Genomic DNA, 18782 nt, shown 5'->3' on the forward strand with positions numbered 1-18782 from the left:
CTTGCCAAAGACGTTAGGCAGCACATCTGACGAATGGCCTGTCCGATGAGGGCTTTCTAGGCCATTCGCAGTTGCGCACCCTCCCTGCTTGGACCGACTAGGTGAAAGACACCGTTCCCATGTACGCGTTCGACGCCCATGTGCCCGCTGTTGTGCTCAGACTCGATCGGAATCCGTTCCACCACGGAACCCTCGGCGCCGTCAGATCCCTTGGGCGCAAGGGCGTGGAGGTCCATGCCGTCGTCGAGGCCGGGGGAGGTCCCATGGGACGTTCGCGGTACCTGCGCGCCGCGCATCCCGGACCGGTCGGCGGACTGGACCCCGAGGCGCCCGAGGCGCTCCTGGAGTGCCTGGTCGGGGTGTCGGAGCGGATCGGCAGGCCGGCGGTGCTCGTTGCGATGGACGACCTGAGCGCGATCGCCGTGGCGCGGATCGCGCCGATGCTCGACGGGCGGTACCGGATCCCCCATCAGCCGGACGGGCTGCCGGCCCGGGTGGCGGACAAGGCGCAGCTGTCGATGCTGTGCGGCCGCTGGGACATCCCGCACCCGGAGACCGTGATCCCGGCGAGCGGAGCGGAGGCGGCGGAGGCCGCGTGGCGCCTCGGCCTGCCGGTGGTCGCCAAGTGGAGCCGGCCCTGGCTGCTGCCGCCGGGTGCCGGGCTGCGCAGCACCACCCTCGTGCACAGCGCCGCCGAGGCGCGGGGATTGTACGAGCGCACCCCGCAGGCGGGGAGCCGGCTGCTGCTGCAGAGGTTCCTGCCGGCCGGGGCGGACACCGACTGGTTCTTCCACGGCGCCTTCGGCCGGGGCGGGCGGCCGCTGCTCGCCGGTTCGGGCCGCAAGGAGCTGTCGTGGCCGGTGCGCACGGGCCTGACGGCGGTGGGTCGCTGGCTGCCCGATCCGGCGGTGGAGGAGGCGGGGCTGCGGCTGGCCGCACGGCTGGGCTACCAGGGGATCCTGGACCTGGACTTCCGCCGGGACGAGCACGGGTGCTTCCGGCTGGTCGACTTCAACCCGCGGCCCGGCGCCCAGTTCCGGCTGTTCGCTGACGCGGCCGGGCTGGACGTCGTTCAGGCGATGTACCTGGACCTGACGGGTCAGCGGGTGCCGGAGCCCTCGGGCGGGCCGGGACGGGTGTTCGTGGCGGAGAACTACGCGCTGCTGGCATCGGTGCGGGGCCGTCAGCTGCCCTGGCGGCCGGCGCGGTCGGCGCGGTCGGCAGGCGGGGCCGCGGGAGGAGACTGCGGCGGCCCGGCCGGACGCTCCGGCGATCCCGCCGCGGTGGCGTCCGGCCCGGATGCGGCGCCCACCGGCGGAACCGGCGGGTCGGGGTCCGGGCCGTTGCGGCCGGCGCCGCGTACGGAGCGGGGGCGGGTGGAGGCGGCCTGGTTCGCCGCCGACGACCTGATGCCCTTCCTGGCGATGCTCGCCGCGTTCCTGGGGCGGGGCGCCGACAAGGGCAAGCGCGCCCTGCGCGGTGTCCCGGCGCACGGCCGGCGCACGGCGCGGGCGGTGGTCCGCGCCCCGCGCCAGCGTGCCCGCGATCTTGCCCCTTCGGGTCCCTCCGCGGCGGCCGAACCGGCGGAGCCGGACGAGTTGGTGAGCCGGTGACCGCATGCGCGGCCCGGCGGGCGTGCCGGCTGACGGTGTCCCAGGTGACGGGATCCCAGGTGACGGGGTGACACGAGGCGGCAGCTGGGGCCGACGGGGCGTGTGACGACCCGGCGACCGGGCCGAAGGGGATCCATGAGACGGAAGGGACAGCGGTGACGCGGATGGACGATCTCGTCGTGGTCGGCGCCGGGCCGTACGGCCTCTCGATCGCCGCGCACGCGGCGGCGGCCGGACTCGGTGTACGGGTGCTCGGGCGGCCCATGGCCTCGTGGCGGGACCACATGCCCGAGGGCATGTACCTGAAGTCGGAGCCCTGGTCCTCCAACCTGTCCGCGCCCGACGGCCGGCACACCCTCGCCGAGTACTGCACCACCCGCGGCCTGGTCGCCGAGCACGGCCGTCCGCTGCCGATCGGCACCTTCAGCGCCTACGGCATGTGGTTCGCCCGCCGTGCCGCGCCCGAGGTGGAGGAGGTGACCGTCACCGAGGTCACCCCGCAGGGCGACGGATTCCGGATCCGCACCGCCGAGGGGCCGCCGCTGCTCGCCCGTACGGTGGCGCTCGCGGTCGGGGTGATGCCCTTCGTCCACCACCCGCGGGCCCTGCGCGACCTGCCTCCCGGGCACGCCTCGCACAGCAGCGGCCACCGCGACCTCGCCCGCTTCGCGGGCCGCGAGGTCGCGGTGATCGGCGCCGGGCAGGCGGCCCTGGAGACCGCCGCCCTGCTGGCCGAGAACGGGGCCCGGCCCTGCCTGGTGGCCCGGCGGTCCCGGCTGAACTGGAACACCGTGCCCCAGCCGCTGGACCGGCCGGCCCTGCGGGCGCTGCGCGCTCCGCACAGCGGGCTCGGCACCGGGTGGCGCAGCTGGGCCTGGTCCGAGCTGCCCTGGGCGGTGCGGCTGCTGCCCGCCCCGACCCGGGAGCGGATCGCGGCGACCGCGCTGGGGCCCGCGGGGGCCTGGTGGCTGCGGGACCGCTTCGAGCGGAGCGTGCCCGTGCTGCTGGGGCACCGGCTGCACCGGGCGGTGGCGGTGGGCGAGCGGACCCGGCTCGGGCTGACGACCAGGGCCGGGGAGTCCGTCGTACTGGACGTCGCACACGTCATCGCGGCCACCGGGTTCACCCCGGACCTGGCACGCCTGGAGCTGCTGGACGCGGGGCTGCGGGCCGCCCTGGAGACGGTGGGCGACAGCGGGACCCCGGAGCTGAGCCCCGGCTTCGAGTCGTCGTGGCCCGGGCTGTTCTTCGCGGGGCTGCTCACGGCTCCCTCATTCGGCCCTTCCATGCGATTCGTGCACGGTGCGGGGTTCACGGCGGGGAGACTGGTGAAAGGAGTCCGACAACGCCTCGGCGACCGGGGCCGGCGGCGGGGCTCCACCGGGACCGCCCGGCTCGACCGGGCTGCCTCCGGAGTCCGTCCGGGGGTGCCCCCGGGGCATCCGAAGACGTCTCTGCGGTGAGAGGGGTCCGCAATGAGTGCGGAGCAGCGAGCACAGGGCCGCGGCTGGGTGCGCATTCCGGCCAGCCGGACGGAGCAGCCCGCCGGCCCGGCGCGGGGAGCCGGGGTGCGGGGCGGCCCGTACGGCGGCCCGTACGGCGCCCCGTCCGGGTACGCGGCGCCGGACCAGTCGACGATCTACCTCTCTCTCGTCAAGCGCTGGCGGGAGGCCGGGCGGACCCTTCCGGGGCATCCTGACGAGGAGTGGGAGCGGCTGATCTCCCAGCCGTGCTGGCCCGGCCGTTAGGTGGTGTGACTCGTGGCAGCGGCGGAGCACGACAGACCGGGGCAGGACCCGCAGGAACCGGGGCAGGGCCCGCAGGAACCGGTGACCGCGGCCGGAGAGCGGCTCGCCCTGAACCGCATGGGCAGCTTCGAGTGGGACCTGGACGCCGGCACGCTGATGGTGGACGAGGCCGGCCTCGTGGTCTTCGACGTGGAGCCGGAGGAGTTCGACTGCACTCCGGAGGGCCTGGGGCTGCGGATCCCGGCGGAGGACGGCGCCCGGCTGGAGGATTCGGTGCAGGCCGCGCTGGAGAGCGGCGAGGAGACGTACGGCTCGTACTTCACGGTGCAGCGGCGTGACGGCGTCGGCCAGTGGACGCACACGCAGGGCCGGATCCTGCGCGATCCCGACGGGCGGGCGCGGCGGATCGTGGGGATCGTCCGGGACGCGACGGCCGAGCTGGCCCACGCCATGGTGCTGCGGAAGCTGGAGGCGGCGCGGGCGGCGCAGGCCACCATCGTGCAGCGGACCACGGAGGCCCTGTCGCGGGCGGTGACCGTGGACGACGTGACGGCCACGCTGACCGGGGCGGGAGCGCTGGAGCGGCTCGGCGCGGACGGGCTGGCGCTGGGGCTGGTCGAGAATGGCGCCATCAAGATCATTGCGTTGAGCGGGGAATCACTGGAGATCCTCAGCGAGCGGAAGTTCACCCGGCTGGACGGTTCGCTGCCGCTGTCGCAGGCGGTGCTGACCCGCAAGGCGCGGTTCGTCACCTCGCTGACCGAGCTGGCGGACGAGTTCCCGCTGCTGTCCGACTACCTGAACCGGATCCGCTTCGACGCGGCCGCCTACCTTCCGCTGATCGCGCAGGCCAAGGCCATCGGCGGGCTCGTGCTGTTCTACCGGCGGCGCAGCGAGTTCAGCCCGGAGGAGCGCAACCTGTGCCTCGGCCTCGCGGGCATCGTGGCGCAGTCGCTCCAGCGGGCCCTGCTGTTCGACCAGGAGCGGGAGTTCGCGACGGGCCTGCAGGCCTCGATGCTGCCGCGGCGGATCCCGGAGATCACCGGCGGGGAGATCGCGGTGCGCTACCACTCCGCGTGGAGCGGGCGGGAGGTCGGCGGGGACTGGTACGACGTGATCGCGCTGCCCCGCGACCGCGTGGGCCTGGTGGTGGGCGACGTACAGGGGCACGACACGCACGCGGCGGCGATCATGGGCCAGCTGCGGATCGCGCTGCGGGCGTACGCGGGGGAGGGCCACCCGCCGTCGACCGTACTGGCGCGGGCTTCGCGCTTCCTCGCCGAACTGGACACCGAACGCTTCGCGACCTGCATGTACGCGCAGGTGGACCTGGAAACCGGCGGCGTACGGGCGGTCCGTGCGGGCCATCTCGGGCCGCTGATCCGCCACACCGACGGGCGCACGGGCTGGCCCAACGTGCGCGGCGGGCTCCCGCTCGGGCTGGCTTCGGTCTTCGAGCAGGAGGAGTTCCCCGAGACCCGGCTCGACCTGGTGCCCGGGGAGACGCTCGTGCTGTGCACGGACGGCCTGGTGGAGGAGCCCGGGACCGCCATCACCCAGGGCATGGAGGCCCTCGCCCAGGCGGTCAGGACCGGCCCCCAGGACGCCGGCGCCCTCGCCGACCACCTCTCGGACCGGCTCTGGGAGCGCTGGGGCTCCGGCGACGACGTGGCCCTGCTGGTGCTGCGCCGGGCCCCGGACCCGGGCACCCACCGGGCCCCGCGGATCCACCAGTACATCCACCAGGCCGACCCGGAGGGCCTCTCGGAGGCCCGCTACGCGCTGCGGCAGGCCCTGCGCGACTGGGGCATGCCGGAGCTCGCCGACGACGTGGAACTCGCGGCAGGTGAGCTGCTGGTCAACGCCCTGCTGCACACGGACGGCGGGGCGGTGCTGACCATGGAGGTGCTGCCGGAGCCGGTGCGCCGGATCCGGCTGTGGGTCAAGGACCGCTCCAGCGTGTGGCCGCGCCGGCGGACCCCGGGGGAGTCGGCGACCACCGGCCGGGGGCTGCTGCTGGTGGACGCGCTGGCCACGCACTGGGGGGTGGAGTCCCGGGGCGACGGCAAGGCGGTGTGGTGCGAGTTCAGCGCGGCGGGCAGTGTGGCGGGCTTCGGGTGAGCGTCCGTCACTCCGAGTTGTGGGGTCGGGGAGCCGGGGTGATGATGCGGTCCATGGAACGGACCACTGAGGGAAGGTCGGGCAGGCGGCCGGGCAAGGGCGCCGTCGCGGCCGTCGCGGCGGTGCTCCTGCTGGTGGCCGGGGTGCCGACGGTCGTGGACTGGACGACGGGGCGCCCGCACCGGGACCCGGGCTGCAAACGGGTCGCGTTCATGTCGATGACCGGGGCGGAGCCCGCCTGCCGGTAGCGGCGGCTACCGGCACGGCCGGATCCGCGGACGCCGCGTGGCTACTCGACGACCAGGATGTCCTGCTGGTCCTCGGCGAGCGTGTGGAGCGACTTCGGCATCAGCCCGGAGCGCTTGGCCTCCTGGAGCCTGACCTCGGCCCGGGCCTGGCCCGGGTGGATGCCCGGGGTCCACTTGAGGGAGGCGCGGCTCTCCCACTCGTGCTCGGCGCCGTCGCACACGGCCCCGCCCGCGCCGGTCGTCAGGCGGGTGTTGTCCTGGATGACGGAGGCCGCGATCTGAATCCCTCCGACGGGTGACGTGTCGGTGCAGCGGTACGTCCCGGAAAGGGTGATCGTGCCGTCCTCACCGATATGAGCGTACGGCTGTACGGAAATAGCGGAATCGAAAGAGGTGGCGGTGGCCGGGGCGGTGAACGCCGCGGTGGCGGCCAGGGTGGAGAGCGCTGCCAGGGCCATTCGGCGGCCGAGCATACCCATCGTTCCTCCAGGTGAATGCAGATGGCGGGAATCCGTCGGAACGAATTGTGCTGGCAGTTGGGCGGCAACTCGCTCCGGACACCCGTGTCGGTGTGTGCAATTGCCCGCTCGGGCGCGTGAAACTGACCGGAATACAGCCCCGAAGGTCCCCGAAGGGATCCCGCATGCGCCAGTCCGCTTCCGTCCTCGCCGCCGCCCTCCTGCTGTCCCTGCTCCCCGGTGCCACGGCCTGCTCCCGCGCGCCAGAGGGGGCCGCGCTCGCCCCCGCCGCGGCGCCCGCCGTCCCGGTGGACGACGGGGTGCCGGGAGCCGATGAGGATCCCGCGACGGGTGCGGGAGCTGCGCAGGGAGCCGTGAAGGACGCCCACGTGGGCGAGCCCGTACAGGTGGACGGCAAGCAGGTGGGCAAGCACCTGCAGGCCGTGCTCGGCGCGTACGTGGACCCGGCGGTCAGTGTGGAGGCGAACTACGCCCCGCCCGCCGGGAAGCGCTGGGTGGCCGCCTCGATGTCGTTCGTCAACGTCGGCGGGGTCTCGTACGGGGCGCTCGGACGCATGTGGGCGTACGACAGTGCGGGGCAGCGGCACCCGGTGGTACCGACCGGCGAACTGACCACCGGAAAGCCCCTCGTCTTCGATTCCCTCGCGGTGGGGGAGCGGGCCGAGGGCTGGGTGGTGTTCGAAATCCCGGAAAACGCGCGCATCGTGCGGCTCCAGTACCAGGACGCGAACACGCAGCCGAATTCCGGAGGGGGATTCTGGGCGGTCTGATCCGGGGCGTGTCCGTCGGCGGCCGGGGTGCGTAGCCCGCGCGGGTGAAAGGCCGTGAAGGCGGCGAGGGAGAGAGCACTAGGGTGCGCGCATGACTTCAACTCAAGCCGAAATCGACCGGTCCCAGCTCGGCACCCTTTCGGTGCTCGCATGGATCGGCGACCCCTCCGACGGACACGACATCCCCTACCTCCTCGCCTACACCCTCGGCGACGGCCCGCAGGGCCGGGAGGCCGGCGAGGCGGCCGCGCGGGGACTCCTGGAGGAGATCGGCCTGCCCATCGGGGACGTGGTCATGGACGGCACCCGCAACCCGTCCGCCTTCCCGGTGCAGATCGTGCTGGCGAACAACCAGATCGGGCTGACCATGCCCGGGCTGAACGCCACCTGCACGGCGCCCGACGAGTGGGTCGCGGCGGCGAACGAGAGCGGGCAGGCCTACTTCCTGTTCGCCACGCGCGCCTGGCCCGAGGCCGTCCCGGGCCAGCCGGTCGACGCGAAGACCCTGCAGGAGTTCGCCGGCGACGAGGCGGTGCTCACGGGCAGCGCCCACTGCGTGCTCTCGGTGCGGCGCCTCCAGCAGTAGCCCCGGTCCCCGGCTGCGCGGGAACCGGCCCCCGGCCTGCCCGGCGGCCGGTTCCCGCGCGGCCGACCCGCCGCCGGCAGGCCGCGGGAGCGACGGCCGCCGCGGGTGCGGCGGCCACCACGGGCGTCACGGGCGTCGCGGGTGTTACGGGCGTTCGAAGGCGAACCGCAGCGAACGGACCCGGTTGTCGAAGTTCGACCCCGCCAGGTCCGGCAGGCCCACCGCCCGCAGCCCGACCGGCCGGGTCAGCAGCTCCCGGAACAGCGCCTTCATCTCCACCCGGGCCAGGTGCGCACCCAGGCAGAAGTGCGGGCCTCCGCCGCCGAAACCCAGATGCGGGTTGGGCGAACGGGTGATGTCGAAGGCGTCGGGGTCGGCGAAGACCGCCTCGTCCCGGTTGGCGGAGGCGTAGTACAGCACCACCTTGTCGCCGGGGTGGAACGGGTGTCCGCCCAGGGTGTGCTCGGCGGCCACCGTCCGGCGGAACTGGATGATCGGCGTCGAGTGCCGGATCATCTCGTCGACCGCGCCGTCGGCGTACTTCTCGAAGTCCGAGAGCAGCAGGTCCCGCTGGTCGGGGTGGTCGGTCAGCAGGGTCAGCCCGTGCGTGATCGCGTTGCGGGTGGTCTCCACGCCCGCGACCATCAGCAGCGAGAAGAAGGCCCCGAGTTGCCGGGCGCCCAGGGCCTGGCCGTCCACATTCGCGCAGACCAGGGCCGAGATCAGGTCGTCGGTCGGGTTCTTGCGCCGCTCCCGGCCGATGCCCGCGACCATCCGCTGCATCCGGGCGAGCGCCCGCAGTCCGCGTCCGGGCATCCGCAGCCGCGAGGCCAGGCCGCGTTCGACGCCGATGTTCTCGGAGGCGTGGTTGACGCGGTCGGCGATCTCGGCCCGGTGGCGCTCCGGGATGCCCATCATGTTGCAGATGACCTCCAAGGGCAGCCGGGAGGCGACGGCCGAGACGAACTCGTCCGGCTGCTCGGCCAGTACGTCGTCCACGATCCGGGCGGCCACCGCGTGGATGTCTTCTTCGGCCGCAGCGAGCAGCCGGGGCGTGAAGGCCCGCTGGACGATCTTGCGCAGTTGGGCGTGGTCGGCGCCGTCCAGATTGACCATCGAGTCGCCGAACAGCGCCCGCACCCACCGCGCCGGCTCGGGCGTGGTCACCCCGGGCGCGCTGGCGAACACCTTGGGCAGCCGGCTCGCCTCCTGCACGTCCGCGTGCCGTACGAGGGCCCAGTGCCCGGGGCCCTTCGCCTCGGGCACGTGGACCGGGGAGTCCAGGGCGCGCAACCGGGCGAAGGCCGCCAGGCGCGCGGCCGGGGCCTGCTGCCAGAAAGCCGGGTCGGCGAGCTGGGCGCCCGCCTCTGCGTTCTCGTACCGCTGTGCCGGTACCGTCATCGTTTCTTCTTCCGTTCGCCGGGCCGCAGCCCTCCGTCCTCACGCACCAGAACGCTCGCGGTGGGCCAAGGTCACGCCCACCGCGACGGTGGCGGCGGCGGCCAGCCCGGCCCAGAGGACCGCCGACGCACCGGTCCAGGCGCAGGCGAACAGGACCAGGGCCGCTAGGGGCAGGATCAGTTGCTGGGCGCGGCCGCGCTTGAAGTGGCGGGAGTGCAGCAGCCAGACGAAGGCGAAGAAGAGCGCCGCGGGGACGGTGACCGCGAGGTTCGCGGCCAGGGTGGAGATGTGGGCCTTGCCGACGGCGTGCTCGATCGCCACCTCGATGCCGGCTCCGATGGCCGCGGCCGCCGCGAAGATCACGAAGTGCCCGTATCCCCAGGGAATGGCCTCGCGGTTGCTCCGGAGCCGGTCGTGGACGGGAACCGCGAAGTAGATCCACCAGGCCGCGAAGACCAGCAGGAGACCGCCCGCGGCGATCGGCAGGAGCCGGCCCAGCGCCTCGTGCTCGTCGATCGCCGACTGGACCGCGACCGTGCTGGCGGCGATCGTCTCGCCGAGCACGATGATGGTGAACAGGCCGTACCGCTCGGCGATGTGGTGCGGGTGCCACTGCGTCTGGCTGCTGCGCTCGGCAAAGACCGGAACCGACAATTCCGCTGCCACCAGGACCAGGAACAGCCACTTGCGGTCGGCCTCCGGGGCCGCGAGCATCGCCGTCCAGCCCGCCTGGCACACCACCAGCCCGAGCGCGTACACGAGCGCGCAGCGCCGGGCCGGGCCGCGCTCCCCGGCGGCGGCGCGCAGCCACTGGACGGTCAGCGCGAGGCGCATCACCAGATAGCCGACGACGGCGACGGTCCAGTCGTTGTCGTTGAAGGCCCGGGGAATGCCGGCCGAGTAGATGAGCACGCCGGAGATCTGTACGAGGGTCGCGATCCGGTAGGGCACGTCGTCGACGTCGTAGGCGGAGGCGAACCAGGTGAAGTTCATCCAGGCCCACCACACGCCGAAGAAGACGAAGAGGTAGCCGGCGATCCCGGCGCCGGTGTGCCCCTCGGCGAGGGCGTGGACCAGCTGCCGGCCCGCCTGGGCCACGGCGACGACGAAGCACAGGTCGAAGAAGAGCTCCAGCGGCGTCGACGTGCGGTGTGCCTCCTCCCGGCTGCGGGAGGTCATCGGTACGTACGTCATACCGCCCAGGACAGCAGCCGCGCACCGACGGAGGGAGCCTTCGCGGAGCGGGGGTAGGCCATTGCCCGAGAGGTTCACCCACTCGACGGACACAACAGGTCATAGCGGTTCACACCGCCTAGCGTGGGGGCGTGTCCGAGCCCTCAGAAGCCCTCGCCGCGGCGCCACCTCCGTCCGAACGGGCCCCCGCTCCCGCGCGGTGCGGGTCCGTCCCGGGGCCGGGTTCCGGGCCCTGGCCTTACTCGTCGTGCTGGGCACCGTGGCTCCTCGCCCCGAGGGACCGATGACCATGGCCGGTCCCGCCCCCACCCCGACCGCCGCTCCGCAGCGGCTGCGCCCGCACCCCGCGGAGTCCTACGGGCCCGGAACCTCCATCGGCGACTGGCGGCCCGAGGACCGGGGCTTCTGGCAGGCCACCGGCCGCAGGGTCGCCCGGCGCAACCTCTGGGTCTCCATCCCCGCCCTGATGCTCGGCTTCGTGGTCTGGCAGGTCTGGTCGGTCACCGTGGTCCGGCTGAACGACGTCGGCTTCGGCTTCTCGAAGGCCCAGCTGTTCTGGCTGACCGCGATCCCCGGGATCACGGGCGGCACCTTCCGGATCCTCTACACCTTCATCGGACCCATCGTGGGCGAGCGCAAGTTCACCGCGCTCAGCACGATCGTGCTGGTGGCACCGATGCTCTGGCTCGGCTGCGCCCTCCAGGACACCGGGACCCCGTACGGGGAACTGGCCCTCATCGCGGCCGTTTGCGGCATCGGCGGCGCGAACTTCGCCTCCTCGATGGCGAACATCGGCTTCTTCTTCCCCCGGCGGGAGAAGGGCACGGCCAACGGCCTCAACGGCGGGCTCGGCAATCTCGGGGTGAGCGTGGTCCAGTTGGTCGCCCCGCTGGTGGTGACCGCGGGCGTCCTGGGTCCGCCGGCGGGCGGCCCGCAGCGCGACACCAAGCAGGGAAACGACATCTGGCTCCAGAACGGCGCCTTCCTCTGGGTGCTGCCGCTGGTGGTCACGGCATTGCTGGCGTGGTTCCTGATGAACGACCTCACGGTGGCCGCGGCCCCCTTCCGCGAGCAGAAGGTCATCTTCCGGCGCAAGCACAACTGGCTGATGACCTGGCTCTACGTCGGCACCTTCGGGTCCTTCATCGGCTTCGCCGCGGGCCTGCCCCTGCTGATCAAGAACGACTTCGAGGTGCAGGGCCACCAGGCCACGACCCATGCCTGGATCGGCCCCTTCATCGGGGCGCTGATGCGCTGGGCCGGCGGCCGGCTCGCCGACCGGATCGGCGGGGCGCGCGTCACGATGCTGTCGTTCACCGGGATGGCGGGGGCCCTGGCCGTGGTGATCGCCGCGCAGCCGTCCGGCGGTGACCGGGGCAGCTTCTGGACCTTCCTTGCCGGCTTCCTCGCGGCCTTCGCCTTCTCCGGGCTGGGCAACGGGTCGACCTTCCGCCAGATCCCCGTGGTCTTCCGGGACCGGCACATGCAGGAGGCCGAGGGCCGGGGCGCCGAGGCGCAGGCCGCGGCCCTCAGGCAGGCGGAGATGGAGGCGGGCGCCGTCACCGGCTTCTCCTCCGCCATCGCCGCCTACGGCTTCTTCTTCATCCCCGCGATGTTCGCCGCCATGCCCGTCCCGCACGCGCTGTGGCTGTTCATCGGCTTCTACGCCACCTGCCTGGCGCTGTGCTGGTGGTTCTACGCCCGCGAGGGCGCCGAAGCCCCCAGCTGAGCGGGGACGCGGGCGGGGGCGGCCGTACCCTGGAGGCATGAGCACCGCCCCCGACGCCGACCCGCAGTCCGCGCCCGACGCCTCCCGGCCGCAGCCCGCGCCCGCTGCCGAGCCGAAGCCGAAGCCGAGGATCGACTTCGACGACCCGCTGGACCAGCAGTCCGCGGACGACACGGACCGCGGGTGGGGCGAGCGGCCGGCCACCGGCGGAAGCGCCGCCGACCTGGCCCGCTTCCTCGACGAGAAGCCGCCCCACCACCTCTGAACTGCTAGTACCGGCCTCCGGGGACGCCCGCGCCGCTCGCCTGGCCGCGCTGGGCGACCAGCTCGTCGCGGATCTCCTTGAGTACCTCCAGTTCGGTGATCTCGATGGTCTCCTGCACGCCCTCCCGGGCGCGGCGGCGCTGCTCCACCCTGGCGAGGTACTTCGCCATGGGCAGCACCATCAGGAAGTAGACGACTGCGGCGGTGATCAGGAAGGTCAGCGTGGCATTGAGCACCGAGCCCCAGAGGATGTTCACACCCGTCGGCTCGCCCTTCGCGTCGACGCCGCAAGGGGCCTTCAGACAGGAGGAGTAGACGTCCAGGCTCTTGGTGCCGACGGCGCCGACCACCGGGCTGATGATCCCCTTCACCACGGAGTTCACGATGTTCGTGAACGCGGCGCCGATCACCACGGCGACGGCCAGGTCCACGACATTGCCGCGCATCAGGAAGGCCTTGAAGCCCGCCAGGACGCTCTCCTTGTTCTTCGCGCTCACCACTGAGCCTCTTTTCTTCACTGCCAAACTCGGAGCCAACGGTTCCGAAAACTACGGCAGTACGGGCCCCGTGTGTCCAATCAGCCCTGGATTCAAGGCGACGTGACAGAACCGCAGTCCGCTTCAGCACAACGTCACCGCCAGCCGAGCCACGGCGCCTGCGCCCACGAGCGCCCGCGCGGTCTCCCGGGGCACGGACAGCACCACCAGCGCCCCGCCGTCCCCCTCGGCCTTCCCCGGATCCGGCACCTCGGCCACCCGTGCCCCCGCGGCCACCACCCTGGGCGCCCCGGCGCGCTCCGCCGCCACCACGTCCACCCGGTCCCCGGGCCGCAGCAGCCGCACCGTCGCCGCGTCCGCGATGCGCACCGGCGCCGACACCGTCCGCACCGCCTCCGGCGGCGGCTTCACCACCGGCGGCGCTCCGCCCCGCGAGGCCTGTGCCTGCGCCGCGCCCACCGCCGCGAGGGCGACCGCCACGGCGGCCAGTCCGGCCGAGGCGGCCCGCCGCCGACGCCGCACCGCCCGGCGCAGCCGGTCCCCACCCCGGCCGACGCGGAGCGGGGGGAAGGAGGGGACCGGTCGCGCCGGAGGGCACGAAGGGAGCGGAGCGGGGCAGACCTGCGAGGTCCTGGACATGACGACCACCACCAGAGATGTGAGTTCCGCTGCCCGGACCCGATGCCCGGACACCCCCTCACGATCCGCCCACCCGCAGGATCCCGCTCGACCCTGTGGACAATCCACAGCCTGTGGACAACGTCGTCACCCCCAGGAGCAGCCGGCCGCCCGGGTCACCCGCCGCCCGTCACCGACCACCCGAGCCGTCGGCGCCCCGGGTCGCCGGGTCGTCGGCTGCCTTTCGCCGACCACCCGGGCCGCTCCAGGCCTCCGGTCACCGGCCGGGCGGGACCGTGCACGCCTCCGCAAAGCCCTGACTGGTCAGGCCGAAGGCCCGGTTGGCGCGTGAGCGCATGTTCTCCAGGGCCACCATCGCGGTCAGCTCGACGAACGCCGCCTCGCCCAACCGTCCGAGCAGCTCCGCCGCCAGTGCGTCCGTGACCGCCGGCTCGGTCTCCGTCATCGCCTCGGCGTACTCCATGACCAGCAGCTCCACCTCGGTGAAGGCCTCGCGGGACTCCCGCCACTGCGGCACCCGCTCGATCTTGTGGGCGGCCAGGCCCAGCTCCCGGCCTTCCCAGTAGCCGAAGTCCATGCACCACGAACAGTTGATCCGCGCCGCCGCGGCCATCACCGCGAGGTGCTTCAGCCCGGCGTCGAGTGCGTTCCACTTCGCCGCCCGCTGCTCCAGGCGGACGTACGCGAACAGCACGCGCTGGTTGTGCCCGTACGCCTGCCCGGGGTCGAGCACCTTGCCGTACTTGCGGCGCGAGTACCAGGCCCCGAGGCGCATGAGGGGCGTACGGGGCGGGGTGAGGGAGATGCGCGGCATGGCGGTCGCCTCCTGGGCGGATGCGGCCCCGCGGTTCGGGGCCTCCATCCGCTGAGACAGGACAGCCCTGCGAAATGTGACAGCAGGCGGCTACGGCAGTTCGATGCCGAGGTCCCAGCCGTCGTGGGCGTGCGTGCACAGGCAGGCGCGGGACTCCGTCGGCGGGAGGGCCGCCACCGCGTCGAAGAGGACCTCGCGCAGTCGGCCGACGTTCTCGCCGAAGACCTTCAGGACCTCCGTGTGGGACACGCCCTCGCCCGTCTCCGCGCCCGCGTCGAGGTCCGTCACCAGCGCCATCGAGGTGTAGCAGAGTCCCAGCTCCCGGGCGAGGACCGCCTCCGGGTGGCCCGTCATGCCCACGACCGCCCAGCCCGCCGCCGCGTGCCACTGCGACTCGGCGCGGGTGGAGAAGCGGGGCCCCTCGACCACGACCATCGTGCCGCCGTCCACCGCCTCCCACTGGCGCCCCCGGGCCGCGGCCAGCGCCACCGCGCGGCCCACCGGGCAGTACGGGTCGGCGAACGTGGTGTGCACGACGTTCGGCACCGAGCCGTCGGGCAGCGGCTCCCCGTCGAAGAAGGTCTGCACCCGGGACTTCGTGCGGTCGACCAGCTGGTCGGGAACCAGCAGCGTGCCCGGACCGTACTCGGCGCGCAGGCCGCCCACCGCGCACGGGCCGAGCACCTGGCGCACACCCAGCGAGCGCAGCGCCCAGAGGTTGGCGCGGTAGTTGATCTTGTGGGGCGGCACCTTGTGGCTGCGGCCGTGCCGCGGCAGGAAGGCGACCTGCCGCCCGGCCAGCTCGCCGAGGAAGAGGGAGTCGCTCGGGGGCCCGTACGGGGTGTCCACCTGTATCTCGGAGACGTCCTCCAGGAAGGAGTAGAACCCCGAACCGCCGATGACACCGATCTCTGCGTTAGCCATGTCGTCACCCTAACCGGGCATGCGCAAGGCCCTGCCGTCCGGAAGGGAGGCAGGGCCTTGCGAGGAAGTGACGAGGTCAGGCAGCCGAGGTCGAGCTGGAGCTCGTGCTGCTGCTCGCGGTCGACGCGGCGGGCGCGGGGGCCGAGGACGTCGAGGTCGAAGTGGACGACGCGGGCTTCGAGGCAGGGGTGCTGCTCGACGAGGCTCCACGGCTGTCGTTCCGGTAGAAACCGGAACCCTTGAAGACGATGCCGACCGCGGAGAACACCTTCTTCAGGCGTCCGTTGCAGCTCGGGCACTCGGTCAGTGCGTCATCGGTGAACTTCTGCACGGCCTCAAGGCCCTCACCGCACTCGGTGCACTGGTACTGGTAGGTCGGCACGAATTTCCTCCTGGCACTCTGACTCGATGAGTGCTAACGACGATCCATGGTGACGTATTCCGGCGGATCAGTCCACCGTCACCGGCGCGCGGTGACCCAGACCACGCTGGTTCACCCGCCCCGACGAGTCCGCCGGGGCCGGCTGGGCGGCCTGCGCGGACGAGTTGATGATCCGGCTCGGGGCCTTCGGGGCCAGCTTCGCCCGCAGCGCCAGCAGGGTGACCAGCGCCAGCGCCGTGCCCGCCATGGGCACGAGGAAGCCGTACGAGGACCCGTGGGCGTCCGTCAGGCGCCCGGCCAGCGTCACGGCCGTGGCCTGGCCGAAGGCGACCGCGCCGGTCAGCCAGGTGAAGGCCTCGGTCCGGGCGTTCGCCGGGATCAGCGACTCGATCATGGTGTACCCGGTGATCAGCGCCGGGGCGATGCACAGGCCGACGAGCAGGCCGAGCGCGCCCAGCAGGATCACGGAGTGTGCAGTCCACAGGACCGAGGCGGCCACGGTCAGGCCGGCGTAGCCCAGCAGCAGCCGCCGCCGCGGGCCGATCTTCCAGGCGATCGCACCGCAGGCGATGCCCGCGATCATGTTGCCGGCCGCGAAGACGCCGTAGAGCAGGCCGTTGGCGCCCGGGTTGCCGATCTCGTTGGAGAAGGCGGCCAGCGACACCTGCATGCCGCCGAAGACGGCGCCGATGCCGAGGAAGGCCACGATCAGGACGCGCAGACCCGCGAAGGACAGCGCGGAGGCGTGCTTCTCGTCGCCCGCGGCCCGGGCGTGCGGAGTGGGCTGAGTGGCGCGCTGGGCGGCGAAGACCAGGCCGCCGGCCAGCGTCAGCGCGGCCTCGGTGACCAGGCCCGCGGCCGGGTGGATGCCGGTGCACAGCGCGGTCGCGAGGACCGGTCCGACGACGAAGGTGAACTCGTCGGTGACGGACTCGAACGCGGCGGCCGTCGGCAGCAGCGGCGAGCCCTCCAGCCGGGCGGCCCAGCGGGCCCGGACCATCGGGCCGACCTGCGGCACCGAGGCACCGGCCGGGACGGCGGCCAGCGCCAGGGCCCACACGGGGGCACCGAGCAGGGCGAGGGCCACCAGGGTGCTGACCGCGGCGGAGTGCATGAGGACGACCGGCGTCAGTACGGCGCTCTGGCCGAAGCGGTCGGTGAGGTTGCCCATCACCGGGGCGCACAGGGCCATGGATACGCCGGTGACGGCGGCGACGATGCCGGCGCTGCCGTAGGAGCCGGTGGTGTGCTGGACGAGCAGCAGGATGCTGATCGTCAGCATGCCGAAGGGGAGGCGGGCGGCGAAGCCCGGGAGAACGAAGCCGAGGGCGCGGGGGGTGCGCAGGAGCTGCCCGTAACCGGGTCGGGCGGACGTGTCGGTCGTGACCGCGGATGTCACGGCCTGGCCTTTCCGCTGCCTGGTAGAGCGTCCCCGTCTGCGGACGGTGTGCCGCCTCGTGAGCGACCGCACCCGTACATGTGGGAGCCCCGAGAGCTGTCCTCTTGCGCAGAACCGAGTGATACCTGGGCGCCCACTGCGGGAGGGTGCCACGGCCGCTTTGCGGTCGCGCCAGCTCTGCGTCAGGCAGAGTTGGTTCGATGTGGTGTGCCTTTATCGTACAGGGAGAGCTGGCATCACGCCCTGTGATTCCGGCGACAGGGTGTGTCTTCACCTTGGATTAACTGGAATTTCGTATTCCGAGCCCTGTCGAAGCAGGGCAAAGGCTCTATCCCAACCCTCTGAAATAGCGAATTAGAACGATGCTCTAACGCTCTGTCGACATCCCTTGAAGCCCCGGCCGGGGCTCAGGAACCGTTGGACCCGGTCCCCAGCCATCCGGCCAGCTTGCCGCCCCGGGCCACCGCCCGCAGCCGTGCCTCCGCCGCGTCCCGTACCGGATCGGTGGCCACCACCAGCAGCTCGTCCCCCCGCCGCAGCACGGTCGAGGGCAACGGCACGAAGCTCTTGCCCTCGCGGACCACCAGCGTCACCGAGGCCCCGGGCGGCAGCCGCAGCTCGCTCACCTCGACGCCGTGCATCCGCGAGTCCCGGGGGATGGCGAAGGACAGCAGGTGGCCGCGCAGCTTCTCCAGGGGCGCCGACTCGATCCCCAGGTCCGCGGCCTCGTCGGTGTCGCCGAGCCGGAGCGTGCGGGCCACCCAGGGCAGGGTCGGCCCCTGGACCAGGGTGTAGACGACGACCAGCACGAAGACGATGTTGAAGACCCGGTCGCTGCCCTCGATCCCCGTCACCATCGGGATGGTGGCGAGGATGATGGGCACGGCTCCGCGCAGGCCGGCCCACGACATCAGGGCCTTCTCCCGCCAGGGCACCCGGAAGGGCAGCAGGCTGATGAAGACCGACAGCGGCCGCGCCACCATCGTCAGCACCAGGCCGATGACCACGGCGGGCCAGAAGTCGCCCGCCAGCTCGTGCGGGGTGACCAGCAGGCCGAGCAGGACGAACATGCCGATCTGGGCGATCCAGCCGAGCCCGTCCGCGAACCCCCGGGTGGCGGGCCAGTGGGGCAGCTTCGCGTTCCCGAGCACCATGGCCGCCAGGTAGACGGCGAGGAAGCCGGAGCCGTGCGCCAGTGCGCCGGCCGCGTACGCGACGACGGCGATGGCCATCACGGCGATCGGGTAGAGGCCCGAGGCGGGCAGGGCCACGTGCCGCAGGCCGTACGCCCCGAGGAAGCCCACCGTCAGGCCGATCGCCACGCCGATCGCCAGCTCCAGCGCGATCTTGCCGACGAGTACGTACCAGGAGTCCACCGGGCCGACCGTGGCGAAGGCCACGACCAGGATGACCACCGGGGCGTCGTTGAAGCCCGACTCCGCCTCCAGCACACCCGTGATCCGCGAGGGCAGCGGCACCTTGCGCAGCACCGAGAACACGGCCGCCGCGTCGGTCGAGGAGACGACCGCGCCGATCAGCAGGGACTGCCGCCAGTCGAGGCCCACCACGTAGTACGCGCCCGCCGCCGTGACGCCCACGCTGATCGCGACGCCCGCCAGCGACAGGGAGATCGCGGCGGGCAGGGCGGGCCTGATCTGCTTCCACTTCGTGCCCAGACCACCCTCGGCGAGGATGACGACGAGCGCCGCGTAGCCGATGACCTGGGTCAGTTCGGCGTTGTCGAAGACGACGTTGCCGATGCCGTCCTGGCCTATCGCGATGCCTATGCCGAGGTAGATGAGCAGGCTGGGGAGGCCGCTGCGTGAGGAGACGCGCACCGCCGCCACGGCGACGAGCAGCACGAGCGAGCAGACCAGCAGAAGCTCATTGAGCATGTGGACAGTCAGCGGGCGGCCCTTTCCTCAAGCGCCCGGCAAAACGTTCCTGCGGGCGACCGGTTCGGCAAGATCGGCA

The 18782-nt window shown here is 72.7% G+C and carries 19 protein-coding genes; 9 read left to right on the forward strand and 10 right to left on the reverse strand.

Annotated elements, in window-relative coordinates; all coding sequences use genetic code 11:
- The first annotated feature begins 263 nt into the window (after nt 1-263).
- The 5 genes from AC0666_RS16490 (at nt 264) to AC0666_RS16510 (ending at nt 5730) form a co-directional block, all read left to right on the forward strand.
- On the forward strand, nt 264-1613 hold the full coding sequence (locus AC0666_RS16490; RefSeq protein WP_478707801.1) for an ATP-grasp domain-containing protein: 1350 nt from the start codon (nt 264-266) through the stop codon (nt 1611-1613).
- A 164-nt stretch (nt 1614-1777) separates the two neighbouring features.
- Entirely contained in the window at nt 1778-3076 is a 1299-nt protein-coding gene (locus AC0666_RS16495; protein ID WP_468969895.1) for an NAD(P)-binding domain-containing protein, read from the forward strand.
- 12 nt (nt 3077-3088) lie between these two features.
- The gene (locus AC0666_RS16500) at nt 3089-3361 is read left to right on the forward strand and encodes a hypothetical protein (protein ID WP_468969892.1); all 273 of its coding nucleotides are present in this window, start codon (nt 3089-3091) and stop codon (nt 3359-3361) included.
- An 81-nt stretch (nt 3362-3442) separates the two neighbouring features.
- Complete coding sequence (locus tag AC0666_RS16505; RefSeq protein WP_468970500.1) at nt 3443-5482, forward strand: SpoIIE family protein phosphatase; 2040 nt, start codon at nt 3443-3445, stop codon at nt 5480-5482.
- A 53-nt stretch (nt 5483-5535) separates the two neighbouring features.
- Entirely contained in the window at nt 5536-5730 is a 195-nt protein-coding gene (locus tag AC0666_RS16510; RefSeq protein WP_468581875.1) for a hypothetical protein, read from the forward strand.
- A 41-nt stretch (nt 5731-5771) separates the two neighbouring features.
- Here the strand turns inward: AC0666_RS16510 and AC0666_RS16515 are convergent, their stop codons facing one another.
- Nucleotides 5772-6203 carry a DUF6299 family protein gene (locus AC0666_RS16515; protein ID WP_468969889.1) on the reverse strand — a complete coding sequence of 144 codons (432 nt, stop codon included), beginning with the start codon at nt 6201-6203 and terminating at the stop codon, nt 5772-5774.
- A 170-nt stretch (nt 6204-6373) separates the two neighbouring features.
- Here AC0666_RS16515 and AC0666_RS16520 point away from each other — a divergent pair, with 170 nt between their 5' ends.
- A complete protein-coding gene (locus AC0666_RS16520) occupies nt 6374-6979 on the forward strand; it encodes a DUF4352 domain-containing protein (protein WP_468969886.1) in 606 nt (201 codons plus the stop codon).
- 91 nt (nt 6980-7070) lie between these two features.
- Nucleotides 7071-7565 carry a DUF5949 family protein gene (locus AC0666_RS16525; RefSeq protein WP_468581879.1) on the forward strand — a complete coding sequence of 165 codons (495 nt, stop codon included), beginning with the start codon at nt 7071-7073 and terminating at the stop codon, nt 7563-7565.
- 144 nt (nt 7566-7709) lie between these two features.
- On the opposite strand, the gene AC0666_RS16530 is transcribed toward AC0666_RS16525, so the two are convergent.
- Both AC0666_RS16530 and AC0666_RS16535 read right to left on the reverse strand, forming a co-directional pair.
- On the reverse strand, nt 7710-8966 hold the full coding sequence (locus AC0666_RS16530) for a cytochrome P450 (protein WP_468969883.1): 1257 nt from the start codon (nt 8964-8966) through the stop codon (nt 7710-7712).
- A 39-nt stretch (nt 8967-9005) separates the two neighbouring features.
- Nucleotides 9006-10160, reverse strand: a complete 1155-nt coding sequence (locus AC0666_RS16535) for a low temperature requirement protein A (RefSeq protein ID WP_468969881.1) — start codon at nt 10158-10160, stop codon at nt 9006-9008.
- A gap of 289 nt (nt 10161-10449) precedes the next feature.
- Between AC0666_RS16535 and AC0666_RS16540 the strand changes: the two genes are divergently transcribed.
- Nucleotides 10450-11889, forward strand: coding sequence for a NarK family nitrate/nitrite MFS transporter (locus tag AC0666_RS16540; protein WP_478707802.1), 1440 nt, complete (start codon nt 10450-10452; stop codon nt 11887-11889).
- Nucleotides 11890-11926: 37 nt separating this feature from the next.
- Nucleotides 11927-12154 carry a hypothetical protein gene (locus AC0666_RS16545; protein ID WP_478707803.1) on the forward strand — a complete coding sequence of 76 codons (228 nt, stop codon included), beginning with the start codon at nt 11927-11929 and terminating at the stop codon, nt 12152-12154.
- A gap of 4 nt (nt 12155-12158) precedes the next feature.
- On the opposite strand, the gene mscL is transcribed toward AC0666_RS16545, so the two are convergent.
- From mscL to AC0666_RS16580, 7 genes are all read right to left on the reverse strand, one after another.
- On the reverse strand, nt 12159-12650 hold the full coding sequence (mscL, locus tag AC0666_RS16550; protein WP_468969874.1) for a large conductance mechanosensitive channel protein MscL: 492 nt from the start codon (nt 12648-12650) through the stop codon (nt 12159-12161).
- Between the two features lie 123 nt (nt 12651-12773).
- Entirely contained in the window at nt 12774-13289 is a 516-nt protein-coding gene (locus AC0666_RS16555; protein WP_468969872.1) for a hypothetical protein, read from the reverse strand.
- Nucleotides 13290-13545: 256 nt separating this feature from the next.
- Nucleotides 13546-14103 (reverse strand): carboxymuconolactone decarboxylase family protein, encoded by a 558-nt coding sequence (locus tag AC0666_RS16560; RefSeq protein ID WP_468969869.1) that lies wholly within the window; start codon nt 14101-14103, stop codon nt 13546-13548.
- A 90-nt stretch (nt 14104-14193) separates the two neighbouring features.
- Nucleotides 14194-15027 carry an S-methyl-5'-thioadenosine phosphorylase gene (locus AC0666_RS16565; protein ID WP_468969866.1) on the reverse strand — a complete coding sequence of 278 codons (834 nt, stop codon included), beginning with the start codon at nt 15025-15027 and terminating at the stop codon, nt 14194-14196.
- 76 nt (nt 15028-15103) lie between these two features.
- A complete protein-coding gene (locus tag AC0666_RS16570) occupies nt 15104-15409 on the reverse strand; it encodes an FmdB family zinc ribbon protein (RefSeq protein WP_361713062.1) in 306 nt (101 codons plus the stop codon).
- A 67-nt stretch (nt 15410-15476) separates the two neighbouring features.
- Nucleotides 15477-16808: an MFS transporter gene (locus AC0666_RS16575; RefSeq protein WP_478707804.1), complete on the reverse strand. Its 1332-nt coding sequence runs from the start codon at nt 16806-16808 to the stop codon at nt 15477-15479.
- A gap of 407 nt (nt 16809-17215) precedes the next feature.
- Nucleotides 17216-18703, reverse strand: coding sequence for a potassium/proton antiporter (locus tag AC0666_RS16580; protein WP_468969860.1), 1488 nt, complete (start codon nt 18701-18703; stop codon nt 17216-17218).
- Nucleotides 18704-18782 lie beyond the last annotated feature (79 nt).

Source organism: Streptomyces sp. NPDC043680 (genome assembly GCF_056436685.1).